The sequence below is a fragment of the Mesorhizobium sp. NPDC059025 genome (assembly GCF_042739655.1).
Lineage (GTDB): Bacteria > Pseudomonadota > Alphaproteobacteria > Rhizobiales > Rhizobiaceae > Mesorhizobium.
The window spans coordinates 57668-79464 of sequence record NZ_JBHYIM010000020.1; the positions used below are offsets into that span (position 1 = coordinate 57668).

General features: G+C 62.5%; 20 protein-coding genes and 1 pseudogene. 12 read left to right on the top strand and 9 right to left on the bottom strand.

All coding sequences use genetic code 11. The features are described from left to right. Nucleotides 1-7: 7 nt before the first annotated feature. From ACFWYE_RS29365 to ACFWYE_RS29380, 4 genes are all read left to right on the top strand, one after another. A complete protein-coding gene (locus ACFWYE_RS29365) occupies nucleotides 8-1042 on the top strand; it encodes an extracellular solute-binding protein (protein WP_379067035.1) in 1035 nt (344 codons plus the stop codon). Nucleotides 1043-1157: 115 nt separating this feature from the next. Beyond that, the gene (locus ACFWYE_RS29370; RefSeq protein WP_379115556.1) at nucleotides 1158-2192 is read left to right on the top strand and encodes an extracellular solute-binding protein; all 1035 of its coding nucleotides are present in this window, start codon (nucleotides 1158-1160) and stop codon (nucleotides 2190-2192) included. Nucleotides 2193-2365: 173 nt separating this feature from the next. Further along, nucleotides 2366-3574 carry a serine hydrolase domain-containing protein gene (locus tag ACFWYE_RS29375; RefSeq protein ID WP_379115558.1) on the top strand — a complete coding sequence of 403 codons (1209 nt, stop codon included), beginning with the start codon at nucleotides 2366-2368 and terminating at the stop codon, nucleotides 3572-3574. A 77-nt stretch (nucleotides 3575-3651) separates the two neighbouring features. Then, nucleotides 3652-4821, top strand: coding sequence for a serine hydrolase domain-containing protein (locus ACFWYE_RS29380; RefSeq protein WP_379115559.1), 1170 nt, complete (start codon nucleotides 3652-3654; stop codon nucleotides 4819-4821). 8 nt (nucleotides 4822-4829) lie between these two features. Here the strand turns inward: ACFWYE_RS29380 and ACFWYE_RS29385 are convergent, their stop codons facing one another. Together ACFWYE_RS29385 and ACFWYE_RS29390 are read right to left on the bottom strand one after the other, a co-directional pair. Beyond that, entirely contained in the window at nucleotides 4830-5384 is a 555-nt protein-coding gene (locus ACFWYE_RS29385; RefSeq protein ID WP_379115560.1) for a putative immunity protein, read from the bottom strand. Then, a complete protein-coding gene (locus ACFWYE_RS29390) occupies nucleotides 5381-6289 on the bottom strand; it encodes a LysR family transcriptional regulator (RefSeq protein WP_379067044.1) in 909 nt (302 codons plus the stop codon). Before ACFWYE_RS29390 ends, ACFWYE_RS29385 begins: the two co-directional genes overlap by 4 nt. Nucleotides 6290-6392: 103 nt before the next feature. Between ACFWYE_RS29390 and ACFWYE_RS29395 the strand changes: the two genes are divergently transcribed. Then, on the top strand, nucleotides 6393-7583 hold the full coding sequence (locus tag ACFWYE_RS29395; protein ID WP_379115561.1) for an acyl-CoA dehydrogenase: 1191 nt from the start codon (nucleotides 6393-6395) through the stop codon (nucleotides 7581-7583). Nucleotides 7584-7638: 55 nt separating this feature from the next. Here the strand turns inward: ACFWYE_RS29395 and ACFWYE_RS29400 are convergent, their stop codons facing one another. From ACFWYE_RS29400 to leuB, 3 genes are all read right to left on the bottom strand, one after another. After that, nucleotides 7639-8688, bottom strand: coding sequence for a Gfo/Idh/MocA family protein (locus tag ACFWYE_RS29400; protein ID WP_379115562.1), 1050 nt, complete (start codon nucleotides 8686-8688; stop codon nucleotides 7639-7641). After that, nucleotides 8688-9473, bottom strand: a complete 786-nt coding sequence (locus tag ACFWYE_RS29405; RefSeq protein WP_379115563.1) for a ThuA domain-containing protein — start codon at nucleotides 9471-9473, stop codon at nucleotides 8688-8690. Before ACFWYE_RS29405 ends, ACFWYE_RS29400 begins: the two co-directional genes overlap by 1 nt. Before the next feature lie 118 nt (nucleotides 9474-9591). Further along, entirely contained in the window at nucleotides 9592-10692 is a 1101-nt protein-coding gene (gene leuB, locus ACFWYE_RS29410) for a 3-isopropylmalate dehydrogenase (RefSeq protein WP_379115564.1), read from the bottom strand. A 472-nt stretch (nucleotides 10693-11164) separates the two neighbouring features. On the opposite strand from leuB, the pseudogene ACFWYE_RS29415 reads away from it, so the two are divergent. After that, a pseudogene (locus ACFWYE_RS29415) lies at nucleotides 11165-11950 on the top strand (coniferyl-alcohol dehydrogenase). A 34-nt stretch (nucleotides 11951-11984) separates the two neighbouring features. Then, nucleotides 11985-13430 (top strand): aldehyde dehydrogenase, encoded by a 1446-nt coding sequence (locus ACFWYE_RS29420; RefSeq protein ID WP_379115565.1) that lies wholly within the window; start codon nucleotides 11985-11987, stop codon nucleotides 13428-13430. Between the two features lie 39 nt (nucleotides 13431-13469). On the opposite strand, the gene ACFWYE_RS29425 is transcribed toward ACFWYE_RS29420, so the two are convergent. The 4 genes from ACFWYE_RS29425 to leuD form a co-directional block, all read right to left on the bottom strand. Beyond that, the gene (locus tag ACFWYE_RS29425; protein WP_379067055.1) at nucleotides 13470-13820 is read right to left on the bottom strand and encodes a glyoxalase superfamily protein; all 351 of its coding nucleotides are present in this window, start codon (nucleotides 13818-13820) and stop codon (nucleotides 13470-13472) included. Further along, complete coding sequence (locus ACFWYE_RS29430) at nucleotides 13817-14209, bottom strand: RidA family protein (protein WP_379067057.1); 393 nt, start codon at nucleotides 14207-14209, stop codon at nucleotides 13817-13819. Before ACFWYE_RS29430 ends, ACFWYE_RS29425 begins: the two co-directional genes overlap by 4 nt. A 31-nt stretch (nucleotides 14210-14240) precedes the next feature. Continuing rightward, the gene (locus ACFWYE_RS29435; RefSeq protein WP_379067059.1) at nucleotides 14241-15158 is read right to left on the bottom strand and encodes a hypothetical protein; all 918 of its coding nucleotides are present in this window, start codon (nucleotides 15156-15158) and stop codon (nucleotides 14241-14243) included. Nucleotides 15159-15282: 124 nt separating this feature from the next. After that, complete coding sequence (gene leuD, locus ACFWYE_RS29440) at nucleotides 15283-15888, bottom strand: 3-isopropylmalate dehydratase small subunit (protein WP_129413575.1); 606 nt, start codon at nucleotides 15886-15888, stop codon at nucleotides 15283-15285. 176 nt (nucleotides 15889-16064) lie between these two features. On the opposite strand from leuD, the gene ACFWYE_RS29445 reads away from it, so the two are divergent. From ACFWYE_RS29445 to ACFWYE_RS29465, 5 genes are all read left to right on the top strand, one after another. After that, a complete protein-coding gene (locus ACFWYE_RS29445) occupies nucleotides 16065-18476 on the top strand; it encodes a circularly permuted type 2 ATP-grasp protein (RefSeq protein ID WP_379115566.1) in 2412 nt (803 codons plus the stop codon). An 8-nt stretch (nucleotides 18477-18484) separates the two neighbouring features. Continuing rightward, nucleotides 18485-19357, top strand: coding sequence for a transglutaminase domain-containing protein (locus ACFWYE_RS29450; protein WP_379067063.1), 873 nt, complete (start codon nucleotides 18485-18487; stop codon nucleotides 19355-19357). 179 nt (nucleotides 19358-19536) lie between these two features. Beyond that, nucleotides 19537-19911 carry a YciI family protein gene (locus tag ACFWYE_RS29455; RefSeq protein WP_379067065.1) on the top strand — a complete coding sequence of 125 codons (375 nt, stop codon included), beginning with the start codon at nucleotides 19537-19539 and terminating at the stop codon, nucleotides 19909-19911. Beyond that, a complete protein-coding gene (locus ACFWYE_RS29460; protein WP_379067067.1) occupies nucleotides 19908-21179 on the top strand; it encodes an RNA polymerase sigma factor in 1272 nt (423 codons plus the stop codon). The genes ACFWYE_RS29455 and ACFWYE_RS29460 overlap by 4 nt, the downstream gene beginning before the upstream one ends. Before the next feature lie 186 nt (nucleotides 21180-21365). Then, the coding region (locus ACFWYE_RS29465) for an aldehyde dehydrogenase family protein (RefSeq protein WP_379115567.1) at nucleotides 21366-21797 on the top strand (432 nt) is incomplete at its 3' end.

Genomic DNA, 21797 nt, shown 5'->3' on the forward strand with positions numbered 1-21797 from the left:
GAACACAATGAACTGGAAGACCACCGCCACAGCCGTAGGGCTGGCGCTGCTCGCCTCGTCGGGCTTCGCCCGTGCCGAGGGCGCGCTCAACATCTACAACTGGGGCAACTACATCAGCCCCGACATGATCAAGAAGTTCGAGCAGAAATATAGCGTCAAGGTCACCGTCACCGACTACGATTCCAACGACACTGCGCTCGCCAAGGTGCGCCAGGGCGGCACCGGCTTCGACATCGCCATCCCGTCGCAGACCTTCATTCCGGTCTGGATCAAGGAAGGTCTCATCCAGGAGACCAATCCGGGCAAGATGGAGAACTTCAAGAACGTCTCGCCGGAATGGGCCAATCCCGATTTCGACCCTGGCCGCAAATACACTGTGCCATGGGCCTGGGGCACGATCGGCGTCGTCGTCAACACCGACACCTACAAGGGGCCGGCCAACAGCTGGGGCATCATCTTCAACACCCCTGACGAGCTGAAGGGCAAGGTCAATGTCGTTCCAGAGATGAACGACGTGATCTTTGCTGCCATCAAATATGTCGGCGGCCAGCAGTGCACTGACGACAAGGCGGTGCTGAAGAAGGTGCGCGACACGCTGGTCGCGGCCAAGCCGAACTGGATCGCGATGGAATACAACACCATCGAGAAGATGGGCGCCGGCGACTTCAAGGCGACAAGCGACTGGAACGGTTCGGCGCTGCGCCAGCGGCTGGCCAATCCGGCCATTCACTACAACTACCCGAAGGAAGGTTATGGCCTCTGGAGCGACAATGTCGTCGTGCTCAAGGAAGCCAAGAACGTCGAGAACGCCAAGCTGTTCCAGAACTTCATGATGGATCCGGAAAACGCCGCGCTGAACTCGGCCTTCCACCGCTACGCCAACGGCATCGCGGGTTCGGAGAAGTTCATGCCTGCCGACATGAAGGATGCGCCGGAAGTGAACATCCCGGCCGACGTCAAGTCGCTCGGCGAACTGCAGCGCCTGTGCTCACCGGAAATCCAGGAGATCTACAGCAAGATCTGGACCGAGCTGCAGAAGTAAGCAGCCGCAAAATCCGACAGGACGAAGCCGGGGCCGACAAATCGGCCCCGGCCGTTACAAGCTTTTTGCCTGAAGCAGGCAGGAACATCGCAGATTGGAAGAAGGAGCCCTTGTCATGAACTCGAGATTGTTTGCCGCCACTGCGGCGCTGGCGCTGCTTGCAGCGACGGGCCTGGCCCGCGCAGAAGGTGAGCTCAACATCTACAACTGGGGCAACTACACCAACCCGGATGTGATCAAGAAGTTCGAGGACAAGTACAAGGTGAAGGTCACCATCACCGACTACGATTCCAACGACACGGCTCTGGCCAAGGTCCGTCAGGGCGGCTCCGGCTTCGACATCGTGGTGCCGTCACAAACGCACCTGCCGATCTGGATCCAGGAAGGCCTGCTGCTTGAGACCAATCCAGGCGGCATGGAGAACTTCAAGAACATCGCGCCCGAATGGGCCAATCCCGACTTCGACCCCGGTCGCAAATATTCGGTGCCATGGGCCTGGGGCACGGTCGGCGTTGTCGTCAACACAGATGTCTACAAGGGCGATATCAACACCTGGGACATCCTCTTCAAGACGCCGGACGAGTTGAAGGGCAAGGTCAATGTCGTTCCCGAGATGAAGGATGTGATGACCGCCGCCATCCGCTATGTCGGCGGCGAGCAATGCACGGCCGACAAGGAAGTGCTGAAGAAGGTGCGCGACCTGCTGACGGCTGCCAAGCCGAACTGGATCGCCATGGAATATGGCGCCGTCGACAAGATGGGCGCCGGCGATTTCAAGGCCTCGTCCACCTGGAACGGCGCCGGTCTGCGCATCCGTCTCGCGCATCCGCAGGTCCATTACGGCTATCCGAAGGAAGGCTTCACTTACTGGTCCGACAATGTCGTGGTTCTGAAGGATGCCAAGAACGCCGAGAATGCGAAGCTGTTCCAGAACTTCATCATGGATCCTGAAGTCGCGGCCGGACTTTCCGCCTACCACCGCTATGCCAACGGTGTTGCGGGTTCGGAAAAATTCATGCCGGCCGAAATGCGCGATGCGCCCGAGATCGTCGTCCCGGAAGAAGCCAAACCGCATGGCACCATGGCGTTGATGTGTTCGGAAGAGGCTGACGCGCTTTACAAGAAGATCTGGACCGAACTGCGCAAGTAAGCGTTCCTGGAACAATTCCGGGAAAAGCGCTTTCCCGTCCGGAATTGCTTGAAAACACGAATTGGAGCGTTTCCGTGAGAAACGGGAACGTTCCAAACGTCCGGTAGCTAGCGACGACTGCCGGCATGCCAGTAGTCCCAAAAGTTCGGAAAATGTCGCAGGAGGCGCTTCCCATGCAGCCCTACCGCAACAGCGATCCCCATCCATTGATCATGCAAGGCTCGCCGCCAGTGCTGGTGCCGCCCCGGCTCGACTGGGACAGGGCACCGTGGAACCGCTGGGCTTTCCAGAACATGCGCCAGATCGTGCCGACCGTTGAGGTCTGGCGCGGCCATGGTCCCGTGAGCGAATTACCATACGCCGAGACAGATCTCGACAGTCTGCCGGTGACTGACAGCCTTGGCGGCGCCTCGACGCTCGCCGGTCTGCTTGACGAGACCTATACCGACGGCTTCCTGGTCTTGAAGGACGGCGCAATTGCCTATGAGCGTTACTTCAATGGCATGACGCCGCGGTCGCTGCATCTGTCACAGTCGATGGCCAAGTCGGTTACGGCGGTAGTCTGCGGCATCCTGGTCGGCCGTGGCCAGATCGATCCGAAAAAGCCAGTGACAGACTATCTTCCCGAATTGGCGGAGACCGGCTGGGCGGGCGCGACTGTCCAGCACGTGCTCGATATGACGACCGGCGTGAAGTTCTCGGAAGCCTATACCGATCGCTATTCCGACATTGGCCAGGTGGATGTCGCTTCCGGCTGGAAACCGGTGCCGCCGGGCAGCGATCCAGCTTTTCCGTGGCCGACGCATGTGTGGGAACTCATCCTGCGCCTCAGGGAGACCTTGCGGCCGCACGGTGCCGCTTTCGAATACCGCTCCATCGAGACGGATGTGCTGGCCTTTGTCATAGAGCGCGTGAGCGGGCGCAGGCTGGCTGAGCTCGTTTCGGAAGAGCTGTGGCAGAAGCTGGGTGCGGAAGAGAGCGCGTGCTTCACCGTGGACAGCGCCGGTTACGCGCTGGCCGATGGCGGGTTCAACGCGACGCTTCGCGACTATGCGCGTTTCGGCCAGATGATCCTCGACAATGGTGCCGGCATCGTTCCCGCTGACTGGATCGAGGCGACCAGGAATGGTGTGCATGGCGACAACTTCTCCGAGAGCCTGCCGGAAGGCAGTTATCGCAACCAGTTCTGGATCGAGGATCCGCGCTCGCGCGCGCTCATGTGCCGCGGCGTTTTTGGTCAGCTCATCCATGTGGACTGGAACAGCCGGATGGTGACGGTGAAGCTGTCCTCGTTCCCGGACTTCTCGAACACGCCTTATGCCGTGGCGACGCTGAAGGCGATCGCGGCAATTGCGGCGGAGCTGGGCTCCTCCGCTCGATAGATCAACCAGTACAGAAAAATGGCACCGACGATCGCGGATCCATCTGTGCCATGCGTGCCAGCTAGGAAGGACAAGACATGACCAACCCGACAAAATTCGAGGAAGCATACGGCTTCCGTCGCAGTGATGTCGCCCTCGCTAGCTGGCGCACAGCGCCATTCAATCGCTGGTCGTTCCAGAATGTCGGCGAATTGGTGCCAAGTGCGCGCATCGAAGGTTCAGCGGGCACAGAACCGGTCACGGCCGATTTCAGCGGTCTGCTGGGTGAAAGGCTTTCGCTTTCCAGGGGAACCGAAACCGTCGCGGCATTCCTCGACCGCTCCAGTGCCGATGCGCTGACCGTGATGAAGGGCGGAAGGTTTATCGGCGACTGGTTCGCGCCGCATATGCAGCCCGGCAATCGCCATATCATCTTTTCGATCAGCAAGTCGCTGACCGCAATCCTGGCTGGCATCCTGGAAGGCGAGGGGCACTTCGATCCGGAAGCACCGGTGACGGCCTATATTCCGGAGGCGACCGGTTCGGCCTATGGCGATGCCACTGTGCGCCACGTGCTCGACATGACGGTGAGCCTCGATTTCGAGGAAGCCTATCTTGATCCTGAAAGTTCCTTCGCCCGCTATCGGCGGGCGACGTTGTGGAATCCGGGCGGCGGCGATGAAGGGCTGGAAGAGTTCCTGTTGTCGATCAAGCGCAGGCCCGAACCGCATGGCGAGGTGTTCCGCTACCGTTCGCCGAATTCCGATCTGCTCGGCGTTCTTGTCGAGCGCGCTTCCGGCAAGCGCGTGCCGGAGCTGTTCGCCGAAAAACTGTGGGGGGCTCTTGGCGCCTGTGGTGAAGGCGCCATCACGGTCGATCGGGTGGGTACGGCAAGGACCGCCGGCGGCGTCTCGATGACACCGCGCGACCTTGCCCGTGTCGGCGAGATGATGCGCCAGGGTGGCGTCGCCAATGGCAAGCGTGTCGTGTCGGAAGCCTGGGTTCGCGATACGACGACCGCAGGCAGCCTCGAGGCCTGGAAGCGCGGCGACTTCGCACATCTGTTTGCCGAAGGGCGTTATCGCAACAAGTGGTACCAGAGCGGCAAGGGTTCCTATTGCGGCATCGGCATCCATGGCCAATGGTTGTTCGTCGATCCGGCAAGCGAGGTGGTCATCGTCAAGATGTCGTCACAGCCGACGCCGGTCGACGATCCGCTTGATCATGACAATGTCGAGTTCTTCGAAGCGCTCGCAAGGATGGTGTGACGCGCTTCTCAGCTGCCGGTTGCCGGGCCGATCTGTGTTTCGGCTCGGAGTGCCTGGTCGAGGATGCGGAGCAGTTCCCCCACGCGTCCTCCACCGGGTGGCGCCGAAGGATAGCGGCGCAGAACCGCGATGACCGCGGGGCTCGCATGGTCGACGGCGTGCCTGAGATGCCCGGCTGCCGCATCCGCTGCATTTCCGGCCACAAGCTCGGTTGCGTGTGCTGCATGGGCGGCGGCGCCAAGAATGTGTCTGACCTGCGTGGAGCGTGCCAGCGGGTGAAGATAGGCCGCCGAGGCGGCGCACATGGCAGCCCGCGCGGCCTGGTCGACGGCTGCCTCTTCGGTTTCTTGTGCCGCCCTGAGTGCCGCCCAGGCCGCATCGCGCAGTGCCTTGCCGCGTCGGTCTCCGCCTGCGAATGCCCTGGCTGCCTCGATGGCATCGCGGGGACGGTGGTCCGAAGGGTGTGACGCCTCATAGATTTCCAGCACCTCGGCGGCACTTCCGGCGGCGAAGGCAGTGACTGCGCGCAAATCGTCCATGCCGAGGATGATCTCGCCCGTCATCGCTCAGTCGCCGTGCTCTGCGGAAGTTTGGTAAGCAGCCAGTTGCGGAAGCCTGCGACCGGCGGGTAAAGGCGCTTCTCGTTGGGCACAACCAGGTAATAGGCGCTCCGGCTTTGCATGGCGCGGCCGGGGGCGGGTACCAACTGGCCGCGCTGCAACTCGCCCGTGATCAGGAACAGCGGCAACAGTGCAATGCCCAGACCCGCGATGCAGGCCTGGGCAGCGGTCGAGAACTGCTCGAACTGCATGCCGGGGCCCGTGGGGGTGGCCAGCCCCTGGTGTTCGAACCACTCGGCCCAGCCGCCGGGACGCGAGGCCATGTGCAGCAGCGGCAGTCGGCCAAGGTCACGCGGTTCGGTCACTGCATTTGCAGTCAGGAACTCGGGAGCGGCGACCGGCGCCACTTCCTCGCGCATCAGCAGGGTCGATGTCGCGCCCGGCCAGTCCGGCTGACCGACATGAATGGCGGCGTCCATCCGTTCGCGGCCGAAATCGAAACGGCCAATGCGGGTGGCAAAGTTGATGGTGATGTCGGGGTTCTGCTCGACGAATTCCGGGATCAGCGGCATCAGCCATCTGGTGCCAAAGGTTGGCAGGATAGCGAGGTTCAGAACACCACCATGCCGATTGCTCATCAATCCAAGCGCTGCCTCGCGAAGCTGGCCGAGTGCTGACCGCACTGTTTCGGCGTAGATCTCACCCTCGGGGGAGAGGTGGACATTGCGGCTATCGCGCTCGATCAACCGCTTGCCGAACTGATCCTCCAACAGCTTGATCTGCCTGCTGATGGCACCTTGCGTCAGCGCGAGCTCCTGGGCCGCTGCGGTGAAGGAGCCGAGCCGGGCCACCGCCTCAAAGGCGGCAAGCGCTCCAGTGGTTGGCAAAAGGCGGCGTTGCACACTCATGATTCATTACTAATCATCATTGATCTCTGAGGCAATTTCATTTGCTTTTTTCGGGGCGGGGGCCGATAAGCCCGGAATTCCGCGCATTCTGGGAGAAATATGCATGGCTGCCGAAAAGAACGCCTTCGTCTGGGACGATCCGTTCCTCATCGAGGACCAGCTTTCGGAAGACGAGCGCATGATCCGCGATGGCGCGGCGGCGTTCGCGGCCGACAAGCTCGCGCCGCGCATCGAAGACGCCTACATGGAAGAAAAGACCGATCCGGCGATCTTCCGTGAGATGGGCGAAGCCGGCCTGCTCGGCATCACCGTTCCGGAAGAGTATGGTGGGCTTGGCGCCAACTACGTCACTTATGGCCTTGTCGCCCGCGAAGTGGAGCGCATCGACAGTGGCTACCGCTCGATGATGAGCGTGCAGTCGTCGCTGGTCATGTATCCGATCCACGCCTACGGCTCGGAAGAACAGCGCAAGAAATATCTGCCGAAGCTCGCCTCCGGCGAATGGATCGGCTGCTTCGGCCTGACCGAGCCGGACGCCGGCTCCGATCCGGGCGGCATGAAGACCCGCGCCGAAAAGACGGCGGACGGCTACCGCATCTCCGGTTCGAAGATGTGGATCTCCAACGCGCCGATCGCCGACGTTTTCGTGGTGTGGGCGAAGTCCGCCGCGCATGACAACCAGATCCGTGGCTTCGTGCTGGAAAAGGGTATGAAGGGCCTGTCGGCGCCGAAGATCGGCGGCAAGCTTTCACTGCGTGCCTCGATCACCGGCGAGATCGTCATGGAAGGCGTCGAGGTTGGCGAAGATGCGCTGTTGCCTAACGTCTCCGGCCTCAAGGGTCCATTTGGCTGCTTGAACCGCGCACGCTACGGCATCTCCTGGGGTGCCTTGGGTGCTGCGGAAGATTGCTGGCACCGTGCCCGTCAGTATGGCCTCGACCGCAAGCAGTTCGGCAAGCCGCTGGCAGGCATGCAGCTCTATCAGAAGAAACTCGCTGACATGCAGACGGATATTGCGCTTGGCCTGCAGGGTTCATTGCGCGTCGGCCGACTGATGGATGAAGGCAAGATGGCGCCGGAGATGATCTCCATCGTCAAGCGCAACAATTGTGGCAAGGCGCTCGACATCGCCCGCATGGCGCGCGACATGCATGGCGGCAATGGTATCCAGATCGGCTACCACGTCATGCGCCATGCGCAGAACCTCGAAACGGTCAACACCTATGAGGGCGCCCACGACGTGCACGCTCTCATTCTTGGCCGCGCCCAGACCGGCCTGCAGGCGTTCTTCTGAGGCGACACTCCGCCTTCTCTCCGGCTGCCGGGGAGAAGGCATCTGCGCCGTGATGCTAGGCGATGGCGATCGGGTGTTTGTCGTTGCTGCTGAGAAAGGCGGCGTCGATCAGTTTCTGCATGTCGGTGGCGCGACGGAACGACGGGTCGCCATTGATGCCCGAGAGCAGGGCGTCAACAAAACGGCGCGCATTGCGCTTGATCTCCGGCAGCGCGATATCGCTCCAGGCAACAGTATCGATGTCCTTACCGAAACAACCCTTCAGGGACGAGGTTCGGCCATTGGTCTGCACCCAGAGCGCACCCTTGGTGCCATGCAGCTTCAGTTCCAGATCATTGAGATGGCCAGTCGCGTAGCGGGTGGCGAGAATTGTGGCCAGTGCGCCGGACGCGAAACGCGCGGTCATCGCCACACTGTCATTGGCATCCAACCGATACTTGCCGATCTGATCGCCGGGAGCCTTGGGGAAGGTGACCAGTTCGGCGTTGAGGCTGGTGATGTCGTCGGCGGCGCCATAGGTCGCGAAGTCGAGAATGTGGATGCCGACGTCGCCCAGAACGCCGGTCGAGCCATGGTCGCTCGATAACCGCCAAAGCCATTGATCCGCGGTGCGCCAGTCGCCCCAGGCCTTTCCGACCAGCCAGCTCTGCCGGTAACTTGCCTCGACATGGCGCAGTTCACCGAGATCGCCGGCTTCGACCATTTGCCGGGCGCGCTGCAAGGCGGGCGAGTTGCGATAAGTCAGGTTGACCATGTTGACCAGGCCTGCACGCTCTGCAGCCTCCGTCATCTCCAGCGCATCAGCGTGGTTGGGAGCCAGCGGCTTTTCGCAGAATACATGCTTGCCGGCGGCAAGCAGCATGAGGGTGGTGTCTTTGTGGACACCATCCGGTGTGGCGTTGATCGCAGCATCGAAGTCGCCCCAGGCAAGTGCGGCTTCCAGGCCGTCGAAGGCATGGGCGATGCCGTTCTTTCCCGCATAGGCTTCGGCCCGGCCGGGCAAGGCGTCAGCGCAGGCAACGATCCGACACTCCGGTACCTTGCCGAATTCCTCCATGTGCTGGCCGGCGATGCCGCCGGTGCCGAGCAGAAGCAGCCGTTTCATCAGCGCAGGCCCTCGTCGCCGTCCTTGTGCAGCCTGGGGCCCTTTTCGACCAGGGGTTCCCTCGCGGCAGAAATCGGCACATTTGGTCCTTCGGTCACTTCCGTCCACGCTGGTGCAGGATTCAGTGCCCAATGAACTGCATTGCGCAGCACTGTGTGGACGTCTGGATGGTGATAGGTCGGGTACACCTCGTGACCCGGGCGGAAATAGAAGATGCGGCCGGCCCCACGCTGATAGGTCAGGCCGGATCGGAACACCTCGCCACCCTCGAACCAGGAGACGAAGACCGTTTCCATTGGTTCCGGCACAGTGAAGGGTTCGCCGTACATTTCCTCGTTGGGCAGTTCGATGCATTCGCCCAGGCCCTTGGCGATAGGGTGGTTGCGGTTGACGACCCAGATGCGTTCGCGTTCGCCGGCCTCGCGCCATTTCAGCGAGCAGGGCGTGCCCATGAGCCTTTTGAAGATCTTCGAGAAATGGCCGGAGTGCAGGACGATCAGGCCCATGCCTTCCCAGACGCGCTGCTGCACGCGTTCGACGATGGCATCGTCGACCTTGCCGTGAGCGGCATGGCCCCACCAGACGAGCACGTCGGTCTTTGCCAGGCGTTCGTTGGTCAGGCCGTGTTCGGGGTCCTGCAGCACGACCGTTTCCGCCGTGATGTCCTTGTCGTGATTGAGGGCTGCCGCGATGGTGCCATGCATGCCAAGCGGATAGATTCCGGCAACGACCGCACTCTCCTGTTCATGCACGTTCTCGCCCCACACCAGTGCTCTGATCGGCATGCCGCATCTCCCACGATCGATTTCATTGGATCGGTTCAATTACAGCATGAACGCTGGCTACGGCAAGAGACAATCGAACATGAGAGTGGCCGGCCCTGTCGGGCCGGCCGGATGTTGGTCAGGCGAGGAACTTGGCAATGATGGCGTTGCCCATGGCAACGGTGCCGACCTCGATCTTGCCCTCGGACATGATGTCCTTGGTGCGCAGGCCGTCGTCCAGCACAGCAGCGATCGCCGCTTCGAGCCGGTCGGCTTCGGCCACCATGTTGAAGGAATAGCGCAGGCACATGGCGAAGGAAGCGATCATGGCGATCGGGTTGGCGATGCCGCGGCCCGCGATGTCGGGTGCTGAGCCGTGTACCGGCTCGTAGAGCGCCTTGCGCTTGCCGGTCTTGGCATCCGGTGCACCGAGCGAGGCCGACGGCAGCATGCCGAGCGAGCCTGTCAGCATCGCCGCCACGTCCGACAGCATGTCGCCGAAAAGATTGTCGGTGACGATGACGTCGAACTGCTTGGGCCAGCGCACGAGTTGCATGCCACCGGCGTCCGCCAGCATGTGGTCAAGCTTGACGTCGGCATACTTCGCCTTGTGGGTCGCACTGACGACCTCGTTCCACAGAACGCCCGACTTCATGACGTTGCGCTTTTCCATCGACGTCACGTGGTTATTACGGGTGCGGGCGAGCTCGAAGGCGACGCCGGAGATGCGTTCGATTTCGAAGGTATCGTAAACCTGTGTGTCGATGCCGCGTTTCTGGCCATTGCCGAGATCGATGATCTGCTTGGGTTCGCCGAAATAGACACCGCCGGTCAGTTCGCGCACGATCAGGATGTCGAGCCCCTCGACCACCTCCTGCTTGAGCGAGGAAGAAGCGGCAAGCGCCGGATAGCAGATCGCCGGGCGCAGATTGGCAAACAGCTCCATGTCCTTGCGCAGGCGCAGCAGGCCGGCCTCCGGGCGCACCTCATATGGCACGCTGTCCCACTTCGGGCCGCCGACGGCACCGAACAGCACGGCGTCGGCAGCCAGCGCCTTGCTCATGTCCTCTTCGGAGATCGCCTGCCCATGTGCGTCGTAGGCACTGCCACCGACCAGGCCCTCGTCGAACGCAAAGCCGGCTCCCTTCTCGTTCATCGCCGCGATCAGTTTCTTGACCTCGGACATGGCCTCTGGGCCGATGCCGTCGCCAGCGAGCAGGAGAAGTTTTTTCGTTGCCATCTAAGGGACCTTCCACGGGTTCGGAGAATTGCAGCCTTGCTAACGGCAAGGTCGTTGTGGTGCAAGCCCGGTGCCAAGGCGAAGTCCTTCGTGCCTGGCGGAAGACAGCCCGGCGCTAACATCACCACACCTGACGATCGACGCCTTGCGGCCGACATTCCTTAACCCATAGGTTAATGAAACACCGCAAAATATTATTTTTACCGCACCAAAACGTCATGCAATGTGACCGATGAGGATCGAAGCCAATCTGGTTCGGCGGCATCGGCGTCTGGTACCTGGCCAGGCTTGGCGCCGCCGCGCTTGTCTTCGCTTTTCCTGCCGGGCGGCCTCGGGGAAACGCTGGAAGAGCGCTTTGGCTGGCGCCTGCTTTCTGTCGGTTACCGCGTCAGGCATCAGCCTGCTCAAGGAAGTCGGCCGGCGGGACCGCCGCTCCGGCACCGCCAACGACACATCGGGAGAAAGCGTGAGCATGCTGTTTGGCAAAACGATCCTGATCACTGGCATCGCCTCGGGCATCGGCGCTCGAACCGCGGAACTGGCCGGCCAGCTCGGTGCCGACGTGATCGGTGTAGATCGGCACGAGCCCACCGGACCCAAAGGCGTCTTCGTCTAGGCTGATATCTCGTCCAAGGCCGGTGTCGATGATCTCGTCGCACGGCTGCCGCAGCGCATCGACGCGCTCTGCAATGTCGCGGGTCTCTCCGGAAACACCGGCGCTGCGCCGACGCTTGCGGTCAATTTCTATGGCCTGCGTGCGCTATCCGAAGCGCTGGCGCCAAGAATTCGCGAAGGCGGCGCCATCGTCAACGTCGCCTCGATCGCGGGCTTCGGCTGGCGAGCCAACCTCAATCGGACGACCTCGATGGTCAGCGTGGAAGGCTTCCCGGACGTGGTCAAAGTGATCGCCGACCACGCGGTGAAGAATGAGGAAGGCTATCCAGTCTCGAAGGAGCTGTTGTTGCTTTGGACCTTTCGCGCCGCGCATCAGGAATTGTTCAAGAGCCGCGATATCCGAGTCAATGCGGTGAGCCCCGGCCCAGTCGAGACACCGATCCTGAAACAATTCCGCACCGTGCTCGGCGACGCCCGCGTCGACAGCGATATTTCGAGGGTCGGCCGCGCTGGCACGTCCAGCGACATCGCGCCGGTTGTGCTGTTCCTGTGCTCGGACGGCGCTCGCTGGATCAACGGTGCGAATGTGCCGGTCGACGGCGGCCTTGAAGCGTCAATCAACGCCGAGCTGCTCGGCTTCTGACTTTGCAGCGCTTACCGCGAGCGAGGAGACAATTATGGATATCGGACTTCTGATCGATGGTGATGAACGGGCGGCGGCGGAAAAGGCGTCCTTTGAGCGTTTCGATCCATTCACTGGCAAGTTGGCGACCCGAGCCGCTGCCGCAAGCGTCGCTGACGCCAACGCCGCCGTCGAGGCCGCCGCTGCTGCTTTCCCGGCCTGGTCGCGGATCGGCCCCGGCGACCGCCGCGCCTTGCTTGTAAAGGCGGCCGATATCATGACCTCCAAGGCCGGTGAGTTCACCAGGCTGATGACGGAGGAGACGGGCGCGACCGGTGCCTGGGCGAAGTTCAACGTCATGCTAGCCGCGAACATGCTGCGCGAAGCGGCAGCGATGACGACGCAGATATCCGGCGAGGTCATTCCCTCGGACAAGCCAGGCACGTTCGCCATGGCGATCCGCCAACCGGCCGGCGTGTGCCTCGGTATCGCGCCATGGAATGCGCCGGTCATCCTAGGCACGCGTGCGCTGGCCATGCCGCTCGCCTGCGGTAACACAGTGGTGCTGAAAGCCTCGGAAATGTGCCCCGGTACACACCGGCTGATCGGCCAGGTGCTGGTCGAGGCCGGCCTGCCCAGGGGCGTCGTCAATGTCGTCACCAATGACCCGAAGGACGCGGCGGCAATCGTCAAGGCGGTGATAGCGCATCCGGCGGTGAAGCGGGTCAACTTCACCGGTTCGACCAAGATCGGCCGGATTATCGCCGAGCTCTCCGCTCGGCACCTCAAGCCGGCGTTGCTCGAACTCGGTGGCAAGGCGCCGCTCGTCGTGCTGGAGGACGCTGACGTCGATGCGGCGGTGAACGCAGCAACTTTCGGCGCGTTCATGCATCAGGGCCAGATCTGCATGTCCACCGAACGCCTGGTCGTCGACGAAAAGATTGCGGACGAATTCGTTGCCAAGCTCGCTGCCCGCGCCTCGAAGCTGCCGGCCGGAGATCCTCGCGGTCATGTCGTGCTGGGCTCCTTGATCAGCAGTCAGGCGGCCGACAAGATGGAAGAACTGGTTGCCGACGCTGTTGCCAAAGGCGCTACGCTGGCTGCTGGCGGCAAGCGGATGGGGACTGTCATGGAGGCGACGCTGCTTGACCACGTCACCCCAGCCATGCGCGTCTATTCGGAAGAGTCCTTCGGCCCCGTGAAGCCGGTTATCCGCGTCAAAGGCGAGGACGAAGCTGTGCGCGTCGCCAACGACACCGAATACGGACTTTCATCGGCTGTCTTCAGCCGTGACGTGTCTCGTGCCATGGCCGTCGCAGCGCGCATCCAGGCCGGTATCTGCCATATCAATGGACCTACCGTAGGCGACGAGGCGCAGATGCCATTCGGCGGCATGAAGGGGTCGGGTTACGGACGGTTCGGTGGCAAGGCATCGATCGCCGAATTCACCGACCTGCGCTGGCTGACGATCGAAGATCCGAGCCAGCCCTACCCGTTCTGATGAACTCGGCTGGTCGGTCAAGCCGGCATTGAGGCCAGTCTAGTCGTGCTGGAGGATATTGACCAGCTTGCCGAAAGGGTCGCGCACGAAGAAACGGCGTACACCCCAGGGCTCGTCGGACGGGCCATATTCGATGGCGAAGCCGGCTTTCCTCATGCCGGCAAGTACCGCGTCGACATCGTCGACCTCGATGGAGAGGTCAGGCACCGGCGTTTCGTTGCCACCCTGCTCGGCGAACGACACTTGCACTGTCATGCGTTCGCTGTTGCCGTAGGTGGCGATCCAGCCATGGTCCATCAGGATGTCGAGACCGAGCACGTCGCCGTAGAAATGCCTGGCTGCCGCGACATCGGTCGTGGCGACGTTGGCGACGATGCGTTTGACGGTCACAGGCCTGTTGCGCCCCGGCGCAAAGCAGTGACCTCGATCTCGATCTTCATTTCCGGCTTGTTGAGCAGGCAGGTGATCATGGTCGCGGCCGGGCGGATGTCGCCGAAAAATTCGCCGAGGATGGGGAAGACCCTGTCCACGTCGTTCTGGTCAGTGATGTAGTAATTGGCGCGCACGACGTCGGCCAGTTCGAAGCCGCCTTCCTTCAGCGCCTTGGTGATGGTCTCCATGCAGTTGCGAGCCTGCGCTTCGACGCTGTCCGGCATGGTCATGGTGGTGTAGTCATAACCGGTGGTGCCAGCGACGAAGCACCAGTCGCCCTGAACCACAGCGCGCGAATAGCCCGCCGTCTTTTCGAAAGGCGAGCCCGTCGAGATCAGTCTGCGCATCGATAGTCCTCCGGGCGCGCCACGACAGGCGCTATTGCGGTTGCTGGAATGCTTTCTTGAGGGCGTCCTTGATCTCCTCGGGCCATTCCTTCAGCGCCGGCCAGGCATTCGGCTCCGGCTTGTCGGTCTGCTGGGCGAAATAGAGCGCCTTGTTCTTGACGTCGACCGCCATGAAACCGTCGCTGCCTCCGCAGGCATGCGGCACGCAGCCGCTGGCGTAGAAGGCGCCGGACGGGGTCTTTTCCGTGCCGCCACCAACCAGCAGGCTGGTTGCGACATTGCCCATCTGGTCACCGAGCAGCTTCTCGGCTGCCTTGTAGACGGCCTCGTTGTGGAAGGCGTCGATGATGTTCTGGTATTTCGACGGATCGACGTCGTTCCAGCCGGTGTTGAGTTCCGGCTTGTACGTCAGTTGGCCCGCGATCTGCAGGCCGTCCTGCGGCGACCATTGCAGGGCATCCTTGGAGTCGCCCGGCATGAGATACGGCACGAAATAGATGGCATTGTCGGCAACGGCCGTCGGCGGCGCGCCGCAATCGTCCTGGTCGACGCGCACGCTCTGCAGCGTGGAGCTGCCTTCCGGCTTCCAGGTGATCAAAGCCGAGGGGCCACACTGATTGCCGCCGGGGCCGACGGCGAACAGCGCGACGTCGATGCCGGCAACTTTCACGATCTTGTCGAAGAAGACGTCGTAGTCGCGGGCGATCTCCTTGCCGTCAAAGGCCAGAATCTTGTCCATCTCCGGCTGCTCGGTGATGGTGAAAGTTCCGCCGGCGAAAGGCACCGGTGCCGGCTTTTCGTCGCCATCGGTTGCTGCAGGCGCATTGCTGTCGGGAACAGTCGCGGCAGGCGCATCCTGCGCGGCAGGGGTCTGTTCCTGCGCACGGGCCATTCCGGCCAGACCGACGGACAGAAGGCCCGCCATCAGAAGGCGTGAAAACTGTGCCATTGCGGCTCTCCCCTTGTCACGACAGCGGCCATTCCGCTGTCGTACCTGCCCGGGTCGGCCAAACATGCCTTTCCGAGGCGAAAGGCCCCGGCGAGGACGCCGGGGCGCCGTTATGGGTGGGGCCTCAGGCCCAGGGACGCTGTTCGGCGTTGCGCTTTTCGAAACTGGCGATGGCGTTGGATTTTTCCATCGTCAGGCCGATGTCATCGAGGCCGTTGAGCAGGCAGTGACGCTTGAAATCGTCGAGGTCGAAGGTGACGACGCCGCCATCCGGGCCACGGATTTCCTTGGCTTCGAGGTCGACCGAGAGCGTGGCGTTGGCGCCGCGCTCGGCATCGTCCATCAGCTTGTCGAGATCTTCCTGGCTGACGGTGATCGGCAGAATGCCGTTCTTGAAGCAGTTGTTGTAGAAGATGTCGGCGAAAGAGGTCGAGATCACGCAGCGGATGCCGAAGTCGAGAAGTGCCCAGGGAGCATGCTCGCGGCTGGAGCCACAGCCGAAATTGTCACCGGCGACCAGGATCTGGGCCTTGCGGTAAGCCGGCTTGTTCAGCACGAAATCCGGGTTCTCGGAACCATCCTCGTTGAAGCGCATCTCGGCAAAAAGTCCCTTGCCAAGTCCGGTGCGCTTGATCGTCTTGAGATAATCCTTCGGGATGATCATGTCGGTATCGACATTGACGATCGGCAGGGGAGCGGCGACGCCGGTGAGCTTGGTGAACTTGTCCATGGCTTTAGCCCATCTTGGGAGTTTGCTGGCACCGCTTTACACAAGGAGACGGGCAAATGAAAGGCGACAGTTGCCGCATCGTTGGGGCCAGCCTGGCTTGATGAGCAAAAATGCACGTGAGGTTCTGGTGGCTGCGAGGCTTGACCTCATGCCCCAAGCAACGTTCTAGATCACTTATGGCGAGCGGGAATCAACAGCGAGCGGGGGAAACCGGGCAGGTGCAAAGCCTGCTTGAGCACTATCGGCCGATCGACGGCGTCGTCGACGAGATGGTCGATGCCTCGGGCAAGCCTCGTCCACTGTGGAAACAGTTTATCGCCTCATTGCAGGCGCTCGGCCCCGAAAAACTGACACAGCGCTTCGCCCGGGCAGACCAGTATCTGCGCGATGCCGGCGTCTACTACCGTGTCTATGACAATGCCGGCGCCAATGAGCGCGCCTGGCCGCTGGCGCACGTGCCGCTGCTGATCGATGAGAAGGAGTGGTCGGCCATCAGCGCTGGCCTGATCCAGCGGGCGGATCTGTTCGAGCGGATCGCTGCCGATATCTATGGGCCCAACCGGCTGGTGGACGCTGGATTGCTGCCGCCCGGCCTGATCGCAGGCAGCCCGGAGTATCTGCGGCCATTGGCAGGAACGTCGCCGGCCGGGGGACATTTCCTGCATTTCTGCGCTTTCGAACTCGGACGTGGGCCGGATGGACGCTGGTGGGTGCTGGGCGATCGCATGCAGGCGCCGTCTGGCGCCGGCTTCGCGCTGGAAAACCGTGTTGCCACCACACGTGCATTGTCTGAACTTTACGGCGAGCTGCATGTGCATCGGCTGGCCGGATTCTTCCGTCGCTTCCGAGATGCCCTGAATTCGTCGGCAGCAGCCTCGCGTGGCCGTGTAGCCATCCTCACGCCGGGACCGCTCAACGAAACCTACTACGAACACGCCTATATCGCGCGCTATCTCGGCATCATGCTTCTCGAGGGCGAGGATCTCGTCGTCGCCAAGGGGCGCCTGATGGTTCGCACCGTGGCCGGCCTGGTGCCGATCTCGGTGCTGTGGCGTCGCCTCGACGCCGCCTTTGCCGATCCTCTGGAATTGCGGACGGATTCCCAGATCGGTACGCCGGGGCTGGTCGAGGTGGTTCGCCAGGGTGCCGTCACTTCAGTCAACGGTCTGGGGTCGGGATTGCTTGAGACGCGCGCGCTGCTTGCTTTCCTGCCGCGCATCAGCCAGGAATTGTGCCGGGAAGACCTGCTGTTGCCCAGTGTCGCGACCTGGTGGTGCGGGCAGGAAGCCGAACGCAAGCATGTGCTGGCCAATCTCGACCGAACGATCGTGGGGCCGGCGCTGTCGACCCGCCTGGCGTTCGAGGACGATGGGGCGAGCGTTCTGGGTGCTTCGCTGTCTGCAGAGGCGCGGGCGGATCTGGTCGCGCGCATCGAGACCGACGGCAGCGCGTTTGTCGGGCAGGAAGCGGTGACGCTGTCGACGACCCCGGTCTTTGTCGACGGGCGGCTGGAGCCGCGACCGGCCAGCCTTCGTGTCTATCTGGCGCGCACAACGGACGGCTGGACGGTGATGCCCGGCGGGTTCGCGCGTGTCGGCTTCTCACTCGATCCGACGGCGATTGCCATGCAACGAGGTGGCCAGGCGGCCGATGTCTGGGTGGTCAGCGACAGGCCGGTGGAGCGCGAGACACTGTTCCCGCGCGACAGCGAAGGCTTCGACCGCACCGTGCCGGGCAGCCTGCCAAGCCGGGCGGCGGAAAACCTGATGTGGCTCGGACGCTATATAGAGCGCGCCGAAGATACCGCCCGCATCCTGCGCGCCTATCATGTGCGATTGGCCGAGACCTCGGATCCGGCCATGCCGCTGCTATCGGAGCTGCGTGCCTATCTCGATCCGCTTGGCATCGACCTCACCGATCCGGTGCCACCGGGTCTGCTCGACATGATGGATAGCGCCGTCTACAGCGCGGGCCAGGTACGCGACCGGTTCTCGCCAGACGGCTGGCTGGCGTTGAAGGATTTGTCCAAGACGCTGCATCTGTTCGAAACGACGGTGTCACGCGGCGACGATGCCACGCGCGCCATGACGGTGATCCTGCGCAAACTGGCTGGCTTTTCGGGTCTTCTGCACGAGAATATGTACCGCTTCACGGGCTGGCGTTTCCTGGAGATCGGGCGGCGCCTGGAGCGCGGTATCCAGACTGCGCGCATGCTGGCGCGGCTGACGCGCGCTGATGCGCCGGAGGGCGCGCTCGACATGATGCTGGAGATCGGCGACAGCGTGATGACCCATCGCAGACAATATCCGGTGCAGGCGGGACGCAGCACGGTTGTCGATCTGCTGGTGCTGGATCCGCTCAATCCACGATCGATCTTTTTCCAGGTCGAGCGGCTCAAGACGGAAATAGGGCTGCTGCCCGGTGAAAACGGCAGCGGACATCTCTCGCCGGCTGCCAAGGATATCCTCAAGCTCAATACGGCGCTTGCGGTCAAGGAGCCGTCGGACATGACAGCCACGGCGCTCAATGCCCTGGCGGATGAGATTGGCGGGCTCTACAGCAGCCTTGCCAAGGCTTATTTCAGCTGAGGCGCCCCATGCTCTACGACATCCGCCTCAACCTGCACTACGACTATGAGACCGCCGTTGGCGGCGGACGCCACCTAGTGCGGGTGCTGCCGGCCAATCTTGGCGGTGGGCAGCGTGTCGTGGCGGCATCGCTGTCCTTCGCGCCCACGCCGGGCGAACGGTCGGATTTCCATGATTTCTTCGGTTCGAACGTGACCTCGATCGCGTTTCGCGAGGCACACCGGACACTCGACGTACGCATGAGTGCACGCGTTTCCGTCGCGCGGCCGGAAATCGGGCTCGACGTGTCGCCTGACATCGTCGGGCTTGCCCGCGAAATCGCCGCCGTGCGATCGCTCCAGCCTGATTCACCGCATCATTTTCTCGCCCCCACCGATTTTGCGGATCTCGATCCCACCATTACCGCCTATGCCTGTCAGGGCGGCGACGGTTCGGTGGCGGCGATAGCGACGGAGATCTGCAATCGCATCCGGCGCGATTTCACCTATGATGGCGCTGCGACCGACGTGCAGACGCGTGCTTCCGATGCGTTTGCGCTGAAGCGCGGCGTCTGCCAGGACTTCTCGCATGTTATGATTTCCGGCCTGCGCGGGCTGGGCATTCCTGCCGGCTATGTCAGCGGCTTCCTGCGCACCATCCCGCCCGCTGGACAGGAACGGCTGGAAGGTGCGGATGCCATGCACGCGTGGGTTCGGGTATGGTGCGGACGCGAGGCCGGCTGGCAGGAATTCGATCCGACCAATGGCATGCGCGCCTCCAACGACCATATCACGGTCGGTTATGGCCGCGATTACGGCGATGTGGCGCCGATCGTGGGCGTGCTCAAGACCGCCGGCGGGCAGGCCGGCGCACAGGCGGTGGACGTTATTCCCGTGGGCTGAGCCGTCGCTGCGGACATCCAGAGAAATAGCAGATTTTTTATCGACGCGATGTCGGGAAGCGCCTAACTCTTTCGTCCTTGAAGCAATTCCAGGAAAGATGCGTAGCGGCTTTCCGTCCGGTATTGCGTACCGCGTTTCCGTCCAGGACGGAAACGCTCCGGAGACAGAAAGGGCCTTCCATGCTTTACGCCGTTCTTTGTTACGCTTCTGAAGACGTCGTCGGTTCCTGGACCAAGGAACAGGACGATGCCGTCATGGGCAAACTGCTCGACGTCCAGCAAAGATATGCGAATGCCGGCAAACTTGGCCCGGTGGCCCGTCTTCTGCCGACCACGGCAGCAACGACGCTGCGCAAGGTTAAGGGCGAATCCCTTGTCATCGACGGTCCGTTCGCCGAGACAAAGGAGCAATTCCTCGGCTTCTACACCATCGACGTCGAAAATCTCGATGAAGCCCTGCAGTTCGCGCGCGAACTTTCAGAGGTCAATCCAAGCGGCGGTTCCTACGAGATCCGACCTGTTTCCATATTCAGTCCTGCAACGGTAAAATCATGAGCGACCTGTCCTGGATCAGCAATGTCATCAGCGCCGCGCGGCCGCAGGCCATGGGAGCGTTGCTGCGCTACTTCCGTGATCTCGACACGGCGGAAGAAGCATTCCAGGACGCATGCCTGCGCGCCTTGAAGAACTGGCCGCAAAACGGGCCGCCGCGCGATCCCGCCGCCTGGCTGATCTTCGTCGGCCGCAACAGCGGCATCGACGCTGTGCGCAAGAGAAGCAAACAGACGGCGATGCCGGACGAAGACCAGGTGTCGGACCTGGAGGATGCCGAGTCCGACATCGCCGAGCGGCTGGATGGCGCGCATTATCGCGACGACATCCTGCGGCTGCTGTTCATCTGCTGTCATCCTGACCTGCCGCCGACGCAGCAGATCGCGGTGGCGCTGCGCATCGTTTCCGGCCTTTCGGTCAAGCAGATCGCCCGCGCCTTCCTGGTGGGTGAAAGCGCCATGGAGCAGCGCATCACCCGGGCCAAGGCACGCATCGCGGACGCCGGCGTGCCTTTCGAGACGCCGGGAGCGGTCGAGCGGTCGGAACGGCTGGCCGCCGTCATGGCGATGGTCTATCTGGTCTTCAACGAAGGCTATTCCACCAACAGCGGCGAAGCGCAGGCGCGGGAACCCTTGTGCGAGGAGGCGATCCGGCTCGGCCGGCTGTTGCTCAGGCTGTTCCAGACGGAAGCGGAAGTCATGGGGTTGCTGGCCCTGATGCTGTTGCAGCATGCCCGCGCGCCGGCCCGGTTCGACGGCAATGGCGAAATCGTGCTGCTCGAAGAGCAGAACAGGGCGCTGTGGAGCGGCAAGATGATCGAGGAGGGGCTGGCGCTCGTCGACAAGGCTTTGCGCCATCGCAAGCCCGGCCCCTACCAGGTGCAGGCGGCGGTCGCGGCGCTGCATGCCCGCGCAGCCAAGGCCGAAGACACGGACTGGCAGGAGATCGACCTGCTCTACAGCCTGCTTGAACGCATGCAGCCGTCGCCGGTGGTGACGCTGAACCGTGCGGTGGCGGTCTCCAAGGTAAAGGGGCCGGAGGAGGCGCTCGCCATGATCGAACCGCTGGCCGAGCGGCTTTCCGGCTACTTCCATTTCCATGGCCTGAAGGGCGGTCTCCTGATGAAACTCGGCCGCAACGACGAGGCGCGCGTTGCCTTCGACAGAGCGATCGCGCTCGCCAACACGGCTGCCGAGGCAGCACATATTCGCATGCACATCGACCGGCTCAAGGCAGAGGCCGCACAGGGCAAGTCCGAAAAAGCGGGCTAGGCGACCCCCCGCGCATCGCTTTCCTTCTCACTGGATCAATGTCGAGCATTGCCGGCTTGGACCATGCCGGGGTGGCGGATTTGACGCGAAACGGGTAATGCCACGCCAAAGGCCTGCCCGATGAGCGGCGGGGTGGCGGATGGCCATGGCTGTCGCCATATCAGCACAAATTCGAAAGGGAAGACGATGACGCTCTCGAAAGAAACTGCGGAGTTGCTTGGGAAGCTTGGTGTTGCGCGGGACGTGCTTTCGGGCGGTGATCTTGTTGTGCGCAGCCCGGTGACGGGTGAGCAGCTGGCGGCGCTGAAGACTGTCTCGGCAGCCGAGGCCGGCAAGACGATCGATGCCGCCCATGAAGCCTTCAAGGCCTGGCGCCTGGTGCCGGGTCCCAGGCGTGGCGAACTGGTGCGCCTGCTGGGCGAGGAACTGCGTGCCCACAAGGCCGAGCTCGGCCGCCTGGTGTCGATCGAGGTCGGCAAGATTCCCTCGGAAGGGCTCGGCGAAGTCCAGGAGATGATCGACATCTGCGATTTCGCCGTCGGTCTGTCGCGTCAGTTGTATGGTCTTACCATCGCCACCGAACGCCCCGGCCATCGCATGATGGAAACCTGGCATCCG

Bases quoted from the DNA above. Each gene is read 5' to 3' on its own strand.
- ACFWYE_RS29365 (WP_379067035.1), top strand. From the start codon at position 8: ATGAACTGGAAGACCACCGCCACAGCCGTAGGGCTGGCGCTGCTCGCC.
- ACFWYE_RS29370 (WP_379115556.1), top strand. From the start codon at position 1,158: ATGAACTCGAGATTGTTTGCCGCCACTGCGGCGCTGGCGCTGCTTGCA.
- ACFWYE_RS29375 (WP_379115558.1), top strand. From the start codon at position 2,366: ATGCAGCCCTACCGCAACAGCGATCCCCATCCATTGATCATGCAAGGC.
- ACFWYE_RS29380 (WP_379115559.1), top strand. From the start codon at position 3,652: ATGACCAACCCGACAAAATTCGAGGAAGCATACGGCTTCCGTCGCAGT.
- ACFWYE_RS29385 (WP_379115560.1), bottom strand. From the start codon at position 5,384: ATGACGGGCGAGATCATCCTCGGCATGGACGATTTGCGCGCAGTCACT.
- ACFWYE_RS29390 (WP_379067044.1), bottom strand. From the start codon at position 6,289: ATGAGTGTGCAACGCCGCCTTTTGCCAACCACTGGAGCGCTTGCCGCC.
- ACFWYE_RS29395 (WP_379115561.1), top strand. From the start codon at position 6,393: ATGGCTGCCGAAAAGAACGCCTTCGTCTGGGACGATCCGTTCCTCATC.
- ACFWYE_RS29400 (WP_379115562.1), bottom strand. From the start codon at position 8,688: ATGAAACGGCTGCTTCTGCTCGGCACCGGCGGCATCGCCGGCCAGCAC.
- ACFWYE_RS29405 (WP_379115563.1), bottom strand. From the start codon at position 9,473: ATGCCGATCAGAGCACTGGTGTGGGGCGAGAACGTGCATGAACAGGAG.
- leuB (WP_379115564.1), bottom strand. From the start codon at position 10,692: ATGGCAACGAAAAAACTTCTCCTGCTCGCTGGCGACGGCATCGGCCCA.
- ACFWYE_RS29420 (WP_379115565.1), top strand. From the start codon at position 11,985: ATGGATATCGGACTTCTGATCGATGGTGATGAACGGGCGGCGGCGGAA.
- ACFWYE_RS29430 (WP_379067057.1), bottom strand. From the start codon at position 14,209: ATGCGCAGACTGATCTCGACGGGCTCGCCTTTCGAAAAGACGGCGGGC.
- ACFWYE_RS29435 (WP_379067059.1), bottom strand. From the start codon at position 15,158: ATGGCACAGTTTTCACGCCTTCTGATGGCGGGCCTTCTGTCCGTCGGT.
- leuD (WP_129413575.1), bottom strand. From the start codon at position 15,888: ATGGACAAGTTCACCAAGCTCACCGGCGTCGCCGCTCCCCTGCCGATC.
- ACFWYE_RS29445 (WP_379115566.1), top strand. From the start codon at position 16,065: ATGGCGAGCGGGAATCAACAGCGAGCGGGGGAAACCGGGCAGGTGCAA.
- ACFWYE_RS29450 (WP_379067063.1), top strand. From the start codon at position 18,485: ATGCTCTACGACATCCGCCTCAACCTGCACTACGACTATGAGACCGCC.
- ACFWYE_RS29455 (WP_379067065.1), top strand. From the start codon at position 19,537: ATGCTTTACGCCGTTCTTTGTTACGCTTCTGAAGACGTCGTCGGTTCC.
- ACFWYE_RS29460 (WP_379067067.1), top strand. From the start codon at position 19,908: ATGAGCGACCTGTCCTGGATCAGCAATGTCATCAGCGCCGCGCGGCCG.